The sequence below is a fragment of the Myxococcus sp. AM010 genome, assembly GCF_013372585.1.
GTDB classification, from domain to species: domain Bacteria; phylum Myxococcota; class Myxococcia; order Myxococcales; family Myxococcaceae; genus Myxococcus; species Myxococcus vastator.
In genome coordinates this window covers 1-9,794 of the sequence record NZ_JABXEO010000029.1, presented here as the reverse complement: position 1 = coordinate 9,794, position 9,794 = coordinate 1, and the positions used below count along the sequence as shown (strand labels likewise).

The 9,794-nt window shown below is 69.4% G+C and carries 10 protein-coding genes; 9 read left to right on the top strand and 1 reads right to left on the bottom strand.

Annotation, left to right across the window (positions count from 1 at the left end; all coding sequences use genetic code 11):
- The first annotated feature begins 16 nt into the window (after positions 1 to 16).
- The 9 genes from HV826_RS15665 (at position 17) to mnhG (ending at position 8,790) form a co-directional block, all read left to right on the top strand.
- Positions 17 to 1,078, top strand: a complete 1,062-nt coding sequence (locus HV826_RS15665) for a hypothetical protein (protein WP_176417825.1) — start codon at positions 17 to 19, stop codon at positions 1,076 to 1,078.
- Positions 1,079 to 1,238: 160 nt separating this feature from the next.
- Entirely contained in the window at positions 1,239 to 2,897 is a 1,659-nt protein-coding gene (locus HV826_RS15660) for a GAF domain-containing sensor histidine kinase (RefSeq protein ID WP_176417823.1), read from the top strand.
- 163 nt (positions 2,898 to 3,060) lie between these two features.
- Positions 3,061 to 5,370, top strand: coding sequence for a hydrogen gas-evolving membrane-bound hydrogenase subunit E (gene mbhE, locus HV826_RS15655; RefSeq protein WP_255207838.1), 2,310 nt, complete (start codon positions 3,061 to 3,063; stop codon positions 5,368 to 5,370).
- Complete coding sequence (locus HV826_RS15650) at positions 5,367 to 5,810, top strand: Na+/H+ antiporter subunit B (protein WP_176417821.1); 444 nt, start codon at positions 5,367 to 5,369, stop codon at positions 5,808 to 5,810. Before mbhE ends, HV826_RS15650 begins: the two co-directional genes overlap by 4 nt.
- A gap of 2 nt (positions 5,811 to 5,812) precedes the next feature.
- Positions 5,813 to 6,169 carry an NADH-quinone oxidoreductase subunit K gene (locus HV826_RS15645; RefSeq protein ID WP_163782568.1) on the top strand — a complete coding sequence of 119 codons (357 nt, stop codon included), beginning with the start codon at positions 5,813 to 5,815 and terminating at the stop codon, positions 6,167 to 6,169.
- Positions 6,169 to 7,674 (top strand): proton-conducting transporter membrane subunit, encoded by a 1,506-nt coding sequence (locus HV826_RS15640; protein WP_176417874.1) that lies wholly within the window; start codon positions 6,169 to 6,171, stop codon positions 7,672 to 7,674. Before HV826_RS15645 ends, HV826_RS15640 begins: the two co-directional genes overlap by 1 nt.
- Complete coding sequence (locus tag HV826_RS15635) at positions 7,671 to 8,144, top strand: Na+/H+ antiporter subunit E (RefSeq protein WP_176417819.1); 474 nt, start codon at positions 7,671 to 7,673, stop codon at positions 8,142 to 8,144. The genes HV826_RS15640 and HV826_RS15635 overlap by 4 nt, the downstream gene beginning before the upstream one ends.
- Positions 8,141 to 8,422 carry a monovalent cation/H+ antiporter complex subunit F gene (locus tag HV826_RS15630; protein ID WP_163782570.1) on the top strand — a complete coding sequence of 94 codons (282 nt, stop codon included), beginning with the start codon at positions 8,141 to 8,143 and terminating at the stop codon, positions 8,420 to 8,422. Before HV826_RS15635 ends, HV826_RS15630 begins: the two co-directional genes overlap by 4 nt.
- Positions 8,419 to 8,790, top strand: a complete 372-nt coding sequence (mnhG, locus tag HV826_RS15625; RefSeq protein ID WP_176417817.1) for a monovalent cation/H(+) antiporter subunit G — start codon at positions 8,419 to 8,421, stop codon at positions 8,788 to 8,790. The genes HV826_RS15630 and mnhG overlap by 4 nt, the downstream gene beginning before the upstream one ends.
- An 11-nt stretch (positions 8,791 to 8,801) precedes the next feature.
- On the opposite strand, the gene HV826_RS15620 is transcribed toward mnhG, so the two are convergent.
- Positions 8,802 to 9,794: dicarboxylate/amino acid:cation symporter (locus tag HV826_RS15620; protein ID WP_176417816.1), on the bottom strand; the 993-nt coding region annotated here is incomplete at its 5' end.

The window sequence follows — 9,794 nt, the reverse complement described above, 5'->3', positions numbered from 1 at the left end:
AAGAACGAGGTCCGTCGTGCATCGTGAGTCGAAGTCAGGGATGTTGGGCGGTGCCCTGTGGTGCCTCTTCACGCTGGTGGCATTTCCAGTTCACGCCATCTGTCCGGATCCTCCGCCACCGCCCACGACGTGCATCAACGCGAAGGGTTGCTACGGGATGACGGAGTGCGACGACTACCCGAGGTGCGGCTCGTTCTCGGGGGTCTCGAATGTCGCGTGCACGGTCTGCGGCGATCAGGGCCATGTCCGGTGTGATTGGGAGGGCAACCTCATCGCGGGCTCGTGCTCAGCCTACGGCGAGGAGAAATGCGACGCTTGTGACAACGACGGTGACTCCTTGATTGACGAGGGGCCCGACGGCGGCGTGCTGACGGGCGGCGCCTGCGACCCGCTCTCCAATGGATGTACGGGGACGCGCACGTGCAGCGCGGGCCAGTTCCAGTGCGTCATCCCCTCCGGCACGCGGAGACACTGTGACGAACCGAAATATGGCTGTGAGAACGCCACCGCCGCCTGTCAGCCCGACGGGACGCATGGCCCCTGCCGGCCGGCGACGACTACCCAGGAGAAGTGCAACGGCTGTGACGACAACTGGGACGGCTTCGTCGACAACCTGCCCGGCCAGGGAGCGGGGACCCTGACGCAGGAGTGCCGGACCACGGCAGGCACGTGCGCGGGCTCGGTGCAGGCCTGCATCGTCCAGGACAGCATCAGCATGTGGGGCCAATGTGTCGCGCCCACAGAGTCCTGCAATGGGCTGGATGATGACTGTGACGGGAACATCGACGAAGGGGACGTCTGTGCCCTGTATTGCACGTGCACCCCGACCACCTGTGCATCCCAGGGGAAGACCTGTGGCTCTGTCCCAGACGGATGCGGCGGCACGCTGAGCTGCGGCACCTGCCCGGCGGGCCAAGCCTGCGGCGCTGCCAATACCTGCGACACGGTGACCTGTCCGCCGTCTCAGTACCTGTGCTGTGACCAGCTGACGTGCAGCCCCCAGAAGGGCTGCCCGGAGATGGCCTGTGGGCCAGGAGGCGGTGGCGACGAAGGCTCCAGTTCCGAGCCCCTTCCTTAGGTTCGGTGCAAGCAGGGCCGTCACCGGCCGAGGGCGGCACGCCTCGCCATCACCGGAGGTGGCAAGGGCTCGGCCCGCACTGCCTTCATCGAGACACTTTGCGTGTCTCCGGATGCGGGAAGCCTCAGGCGATGTCCATCATTGAGGGTGAGGACTCCCGATGACGAGCGTTGCGGGCATCATCCGTCGACATCAAGAGGAGATCATCCGGCAATGGTCCGAGCAGGCAGCTCGGGCCGCGTCCGCCCGAGGGCTGGACGCGCCCGAGTTCAAGAACATCATGCCTATCTACCTGGCCTCGCTCGCTGACGAGGAAGGTGCGCCCGGTGCGCTTGCCCACGCGCAGCGGGAGCACGTGGAGACGCATGTGGCCGCCCGCCTCCGGCAGGGCTTCAATGTGGCGGAGGTCGTCGAGGAGTTCGCCATCCTGGGACGGTGCATCGCCAGCATGTGGGCGACCGCTGCGCCTGAAGCCCGTCCCAGCGTCCTTGACGTCGAGCGGCTCTTCACCGAGCTGTATGCCGCTTCGACCGCCGTGTCGGAGCTCTTCAGCCGTCACCTGTTGGAGGACGAGCAGACGGAGAAGCGTTACCTGCGGCTGCTCCAGAAGGTGGCAAGTGAGGCGCTCGTCGACGGGGATGCGGCATCCCTGCGTGACCACTTGAAGGGGGTCCTCTATTTGATCATCGAGGCGATGGGCGCCCAGAGTGGTGCCGTGCTCCTGTATGAGGCCGAGGGGGAGCAGCTCGTCACCGCGGCCGCCGCGGGATTGGCGAGCGAGCAGCTCGCGCACTACGCGGCATCCATGAGTCCTGCGTCCTTTCCCGGCAGCGTCGCCGCCGCGGGCGAGGAGACCAGCTCGGTCCTGGATGCCGAGACGACGTCGCTCGAGGTGAGCCCGCCGCTGCGTCAGAGCGGACTTCGTTCGCTGCTCGGGGTTCGACTTCCTCCCCACCGCGCGCTGGTGGGCATCATGTATGTCGGCCTTGCCGAGGTCCGGGAATTCACCGCCCGGGAAAAGGCGCGGCTCCTGTCGCTGGGACAACAACTGAGCGTCCACCTGGACAACGCCAAGCTGTACGCGAATCTGCGCGAGAAGATCGAAGCGCTGCAGACCGAGCGCTCGCTACGCGAGCACTTCGTCTCCGTGCTCGCCCATGACCTTCGCGGACCGCTGTCGGCGGCGAAGTCGGGGGCTCAGCTCCTCATGCGGCATCCCGAGCGGCTGGACCAACGACGCGACCTGGCGCTGCGCATCGACCGCAACATTGAACGCACCGACCAGATGGTGCGGGACCTGCTCGACGCGAACCGCATCCAAGGGGGCCAGCGGCTCCCGCTACGCCTCGACATGTGCGACCTGGGCGGTGTCGCCCAGGAAGTGGTCGAAGAGCTGAGCGCGCTCCATGGGGACCGCTTCGTGCTCCAGGCGGAGGAGCGCGTCCGGGGAATCTGGAGCGCGGAGGAGCTCCGCCGCGCCCTCTGGAACCTGGGCAGCAACGCCATCAAATACGGGTCCGCCACGGAGCCCATCACCTTCACCGTCACACGGGCCGGCGACCTGGCGCGAGCGTCTGTCCACAACCAAGGCCCCGTCATCGCGCCCGCGGACCAGGAACAGATCTTCAAGCCCTTCACCCGGACCCATTCCGCGAACAAGGGCCCTTCGAAAGGTTGGGGGCTTGGACTGACGCTCGTCTTGGGGTGTGCGCAAGCACATGGAGGAACAGTCTCCGTCCAGAGTGACGTCGAGACCGGAACGACCTTCACGCTGGAGCTGCCGCTGGACGCCCGCCGCTACCAACCTCGCGACCCGTGAGCCGGGACATCCGCCCGTCCAGCGGCCTGGGCAGCCCCCGCAGACTGGTGGACACTTCGAAGTCGGCTGACCGGCGGGAGTGTCCACCACTGGCTCTCAGGTGGAGCGTGCAAGGAAGAAGCCTGGAGGCAGGCACCCGGCAATGGCCTGCTGGGCGCCGGTCATGGCCCTGAGCATCGCCTTCTTCGTTCCCTTCATCGTCGCGGCATTGGCCGTCCCCATCACCCGGCTGTTCAAGTCCTGGGCGGGCTGGGTGCTCGCCCTGTGTCCGGCGGGGCTGGCGGTGTGGTTCGGCGCACAGGTCCCCGCCGGGGTCCGCGGTGAGGTGCCCTCGCTGACGCTGTCGTGGATGCCCGATTTGGGCATCGACTTCGCGCTGCGACTGGACGGCCTGTCCCTGCTGATGGCGCTGCTCATCACGGGCCTGGGCACGCTCGTGGTCATCTACGCGGGGCGCTACCTGGTCCACCACGAGGTGCTGGGCCGCTTCTACGGCTGGCTCCTGCTGTTCATGGCCGGGATGCTGGGCATCGTCCTCGCCGACAACACGCTCCTGCTCTTCATCTGCTGGGAGGTGACGACCTTCAGCTCGTTCATCCTCATCGGCTTCGAGCACAAGGAGGACGCCGCCCGCGAGTCCGCGCAGCGGGCCTTGCTCATCACCGCGCTGGGCGGCCAGTCCCTGCTGGTGGGCCTGCTCCTGCTGGGCGACCTGGTGGGCACGTTGTCCATCTCTGGCACCATCGCCGCCGCGGACACCGTGCGCGGCAGCCCCCGCTACCTGGCCATCCTCCTGCTGGTGCTGGGCGGCGCGTTCACCAAGTCCGCGCAGATGCCATTCCACACCTGGCTGCCGGGCGCGATGACCGCGCCCACGCCCGTGAGCGCGTACCTCCACTCCGCCACCATGGTGAAGGCGGGCGTCTTCCTGCTGGCCCGGCTGTCGCCCGTCCTGGGAGGCACCCCCCCATGGGAAACCATCCTCACCGTCGTGGGCACGGTGACGATGGTGCTGGGCGCCCTGCTGGCGCTGGGGCACACGGACCTCAAGCTGGTGCTCGCGTACGCGACGGTGAGCGTCCTGGGGGCGCTGGTGATGCTGCTCGGCCAGGGCACCGCGGCCGCCATCCAGGCCATGGTGACGTTCCTCACCGCGCACGCGCTCTACAAGGGCACGCTGTTCCTGGTGGCGGGCTCGGTGGACCACGAGACGGGCACGCGCGACGTGACGCACCTGGGCGGGCTGCGCAAGCGACTGCCGATGACGGCCGCCGCGGCCGCGGCCGCCGCCTTGTCGATGATGGGCCTGCCCCCGCTCTTCGGCTTCGTGGGCAAGGAGCTCATCTACGAGGCCTGCCTGAAGGGCCCGGGAGGCTGGCCCCTGGCGGTGGGGGCCATGGTGGGCTTCGGCGGCATGGTGGCCGCGGCGCTCCGCGTGGGCGTGCAGCCCTTCGCGGGCAGGACGTTCCGCGCCGCGAGGCCGGAGTCGGAGGTCCACGAAGCGCCGCCGTCCATGTGGGTGGGGCCCGCGCTGCTCGCCGCCGCGGGGCTGGTGTTGGGCCTGGTGCCCTGGGCCATCCAGCCCCTGCTGGCCATGGCGGCGGTGGACATTGGCGGAAGCCAGGCGGGAGACCTCAAGCTGACGCTGTGGCATGGCGTGACGCCCGCGCTGGGATTGAGCGCGGGGAGCCTCGTCCTGGGAGGAGGCCTCTTCGCGCTGCGCCAGCCGGTGCTGAAGGGCCTGCGCGCCCTGAACCTGTCCAGCCACGGCCCGGAGCACTTCTACCAGGCCTCCCTGAGCGGCCTGCTCAAGCTGTCCTCGTGGATGACGCGGGTGCTCCAGAATGGCTCGCTGCACCAGTACATCGTCGTCACCATCGCCACGTTCGGCGGGCTGCTGGCGCTCGCGGTGGTGCTGCGGCTGGGGCAGTGGCCCCGGGGCGTGTCCATGGATGTGCTGCCCTATGAGGTGGTGGTCCTGGTGGGCATCCTGGTGTCGGCGGTGCTGGCCGTGGTGTCGCGCTCGGCGCTGACGTCCATCCTCGCGCTGGGCGCGCTGGGCCTGGCGGAGGCGCTGCTGTACGTGTTCTTCGGCGCGCCGGACCTGGCCATGACGCAGGTCGTGGTGCAGACGCTCACCGTCATCCTGTTCGCGCTCGTCTTCGCGCGCTTCCCCGTCCAGCCGCACGAGCACCGCTTCCGTTGGTGGACGGCGGCGCTGCCCCTGGCCGTGGGCGGGCTCGTCACCTGGACGCTGCTGCACGTGGCCTCCGTGCCCACCCACACGCGGCTGGCGGACTTCTACGCGGCCCAGAGCGTGCCCGGCGGCAAGGGGCTGAACATCGTCAACGTCATCCTGGTGGACTTCCGGGCACTCGACACCCTGGGAGAGACCGCCGTGCTGGCGACGTCGGGGCTGGGTGTCTATCTCCTGTTCCGCACGCGCTCCCGGAGAAAGAAGAGGCAGGTATGAACCCCGTGGTGATGCACACCGTGGCGCGGATGATGGCGCCGGTGCTCCTGCTCGTGTCCCTGGTGCTGGCCGTGCGCGGCCACGACATCCCCGGCGGCGGCTTCGTCGGCGGCCTGCTGGCGGCGGCGGCCTTCGCGCTGCAGATGGTGGCCTTTGGCCGGTCCGCCGCGCGCAGGCAACTGCGCGTCCACCCCACCCGGCTGGCGGCGGCGGGGCTGCTGGTGGCGCTGCTCAGCGGCGTCCCCGCGATGCTGCAGGGCCGCGCGTTCCTCTCCAGCCTCTGGGGCCGGGTGCCCCTGCCCTGGTCGGACGGGTTGAAGGTGGGCACCCCGCAGCTCTTCGACGTGGGCGTGTACCTGGCCGTCCTGGGCACGGCGATGTCCTTCATCCTGGGCATGAGCCGGGGTGAGGAGACGACCGCGCCAGAGCTGGGGAGGTAGGCATGGAGCTGTTCCTCGCGCTCACCGTGGGCGCCCTCTTCGCGGCGGGGCTGTACTGCCTGATGCTCCACAGCGTCGTCCGCCTGGCGCTGGGACTGGTGCTGCTGGGCAGCGCCAGCAACCTGCTGCTGTTCACCGTCAACGGGCTCCAGCGCGGCTTCGCGCCCCTGGTGCCCGAAGGCCAGGAGGCGCTCACCCGGCCCTTCGCGGACCCCCTGCCGCAGGCCTTCATCCTCACCGCCATCGTCATCAACTTCGGGCTGCTCGCGCTGCTGCTGGTGCTGGTGCACCGGGCGGCGCAGGAGACGGGGACCGACGACACCCGCGCGCTGCGCACCGAGCTGAAGGACTCCCAATGATGCCGTCTTCGGCGCTGCTCAGCCTGCCCATGATTTTGTGCCTGGGCGCCGCGGCCGCGGGCCAGCTCACCCCCTCCCGCGCCTGGCCGCGCCGGTGGCTGGCGTTGATGACCATGGTGTCCGTCACCGCCGTGGGCGCGCTGCTGCTGGTGACGGTGCGGCGCAACGGCATCCAGGCGACGCAGATGGGCGGCTGGGCGGCGCCCTTCGGCATCACCCTGGTCGCGGATCTGCTCAGCGCGCTGATGGTGCTCGTCACCGGGCTGATGGGGCTGACGGTGGTCTCCTTCTCCGCGGCCACGCTCCCGGCCTCGCGGGAGGCGGGCGCCTACTACCCGCTGGTGCTGGTGCTGGTGGGGGGCGTGTGCGGCGCGTTCCTCACCGGAGACCTCTTCAACCTCTTCGTGTGGATTGAGGTCATGCTGGGCGCCTCGTTCGTGTTGCTCGCGCTGGAGGCCCGGCAGGAGCAGCTCGAGGCGTCCATCAAGTACATGTCGCTGAGCCTCATCGGCTCCGTGGTGCTGCTGTGCGCCGTGGGCCTGCTGTACGGCGTGGCGGGGACGCTGAACCTGGCGGACCTGTCCGTCACGGTGCCGGGCCTGGGCACGCCGAGGCTGATGACGGCCGTGTCCATGTTCTTCCTGGTGGCCTTCGCGCTGAAGGCGGGCGCCTTCCCGCTCTTCTTCTGGCTGCCGGCCTCCTACCACACGCCTCCCGCGGCGGTGACGACGCTGTTCTCCGCGCTCCTCACCAAGGTGGGCGTCTACGCCCTGGCGCGCGTCTTCACCCTGGTCTTCACGCAGGACGCGCAGTTCACCAGCACCCTCCTGCTGGTGATGGGCGGCCTGACGATGGTGACGGGAGTGCTGGGCGCGGTCGCGCAGTACGACGTGCGCCGGCTGCTGTCGTTCCACATCATCAGCCAGATTGGCTACCTCATCGCCGCCCTGGGGCTGCTGACCCGCGGCGCCCTGGCGGCGCTCATCGCCTTCCTCATCCACTACATCTTCGCGAAGTCCGCGCTGTTCCTGGTCAGCGGGGCCACCGCGCGCGTCACCCGCACCTATGACCTGCACCAGATGGGCAACCTGTACCGGACGCAGCCCCTGCTGGCCGCGCTGTTCTTCATCCCCGCGCTGTCGCTCGCGGGGGTGCCCCCCTTCTCCGGCTTCTTCGCCAAGCTGGCCATCATCCAGGCCGCGCTGCGGACCCAGCACTGGGTCATCGCGGGGACGGCGGTGGTCGTGGGCCTGCTGACCCTCTTCTCCATGATGAAGATCTGGCGCGAGGCCTTCTGGAAGGCGCCCCCGGAGAACCAGCCGCAGGAGCCCAACCGGCCGCTGAGCCTGGGCGACGGCGTGCTCGGGCCGTGCATCGCGATGACGACCTTCATGGTCGTCCTGGGCGTGGGCGCGGAGCCGCTGCTGGAGCTGGCGGACGCGGCGGCGGGACAGCTCATCGACCCCACGGAGTACGTGCGGGCGGTGCTGAGGGAGCGCCCATGACCGCCTTGCTCTGGAACCTGATGCTGGCCCTGCTCTGGGCCGCGATGCTGGGGGAGGTCAACACGGCGAACCTCCTGACGGGCTTCGTGATTGGCTTCCTCCTGCTGGGCCTCATCGACGTGAAGCCCCTGCCCACGCGCTACGCGACGCAGGCCTGGAACGTGGCGCGGCTGGTGGCCCGGGTCGCCTGGGACGTGCTGGTCGCCAACGTGCGCGTGGCCTACGAGATCGCCACGCCGAGGCTCATCTCCTGCCCCGCCATCTACCGCTACGAAATGGAGGCTCGGACGGACGCGGAGATCACCCTGCTGATGCTCATCGTCACCTTCTCTCCCGGGACGCTGGGGCTGGAGGTCTCCGAGGACCGGAAGGCCCTCTACATCCATGTGATGTTCGCCACGACGCGGGAGGCCTTCCGCCGGGAGCTCCGCGAGCGCGTGGAGAAGCCGCTGCTGAGGGCCCTGCGATGAGCAACGCCTTGCAGTTCATCATCCAGGGCACCCTGGGCGCGCTGTCCATCGCGATGCTCTTCTCGCTGCACCGGCTGGTCCGCGGACCGTCGCTGACGGACCGGGTCGTGGCGCTGGACCTCTTCTCGCTCCAGACGGCGGCGGTCATCACCGTCTATGCCCTGTGGGTGGGGCAGCCGGAGCTGGTGGACGTGGCGCTGGTGCTGGCCGTCATCGGGTCCATGGGCACCATCGTCATCGCGAGGTATCTCTACAGCGCGGGCAGGGGCAGACAATGAAGGACTTCATCACCGCGACGATGCTGCTCTCGGGGGCGCTGCTGATGCTCCTGGCGGGCCTGGGCTTGTTCCGGATGCCGGACCTGTTCCTGCGGCTCCAGGCGGCCGCGAAGGCCTCTTCCCTGGGGGTCGGCTTGCTGCTGGGCGCGGCGGCGCTGGGGCTGGGTGACGTCAGCGTGATCGCCCGCGCGGTGCTAGGGGTCGCCTTCGTCTTCGTGATGACGCCGGTGGCCACGCTGCTCATCGCGCAGGCCGCGTTCCGCGCCGGACTCCCGCTGTGGGAGCGGACGCACCAGAACGACCTGGAGGAACACCACCCCGCGGGCGGCCCGTACGAGCCCCGGCTGGGGCCCGACGGCGAGGACTGAGCGCGCGAGGCTCAGTCCGCCTTCACCACGTCCTCCTCCAGCGCGATGGCGGGGGACGCGCCGTTGTAGACGGCGGCGTCGAGCAGCCCCTCCTCGCGCGCCACCAGCACCGGCACCAGCATCTGCCCGGTGACGTTGGTCAGCGTGCGCATCATGTCGAGGACGCGGTCGATGGCGAGCAGGTAGCCCAGCCCCTCCAGCGGCAGGCCCGCGGAGCTGAGCACCACCGTGGCCATGACCACCGCCGTCCCGGGCACGCCCGCGGTGCCGAAGCTGCCCAGCACCGACGCCAGCAGGATGATGAAGTACTGCGACGCGGACAGCTCCAGGCTGAAGTACTGCGCGACGAAGAGCGACGCGATGGCCGGGTAGATGGCGCCGCACCCGTCCATCTTGATGCTGGCCCCCAGCGGCACGGCGAAGGCCGCGTAGTCCTTGTTGACGCCCAGGTTGTGCGTCACCGCGCGCAAGGCCACCGGCATGGACGCGAAGCTCGACGAGCTGACGAAGGCCACCTGCATGCCCGGCGCGGCGCCCCGGAAGAAGCGCAGCGGATTGAGCCCGTGCGTCATCAGGAGCCCGCCGTACACGAAGACGATGTGCAGCGCGCACGCCACGTACAGCGCCAGCACCAGCTTGCCCAGCGGGAGCAGGCGCTCGAAGCCATAGGTGCCCACCAGCGCGGCGATGAGGCCGAAGGTGCCCAGCGGCGTGAGCTCCAACACGAAGCGGGTGACCTGGATCATCGCGTCGCTGGCCTCGCGGACCAGCTCGCGCAGCCGGGCCGCCTTCTGGCCCAGCTTCACCAGCGCGAAGCCCAGCAGGCCGGCGAAGAAGATGACCTGCAGAATCTTCCCGTTCGCGAGCGCCGCGAACGGGTTGGTGGGCACCACGTCCAGCAGCACCTGGATGGGGCCCGGCACGTCCCGCGGCTGGTACGTTTCGCTGGCCATGAGCTGGCCCACGCCCTCCCCCGGGCGCAGCAGCGCGGCGACGCCCAGGCC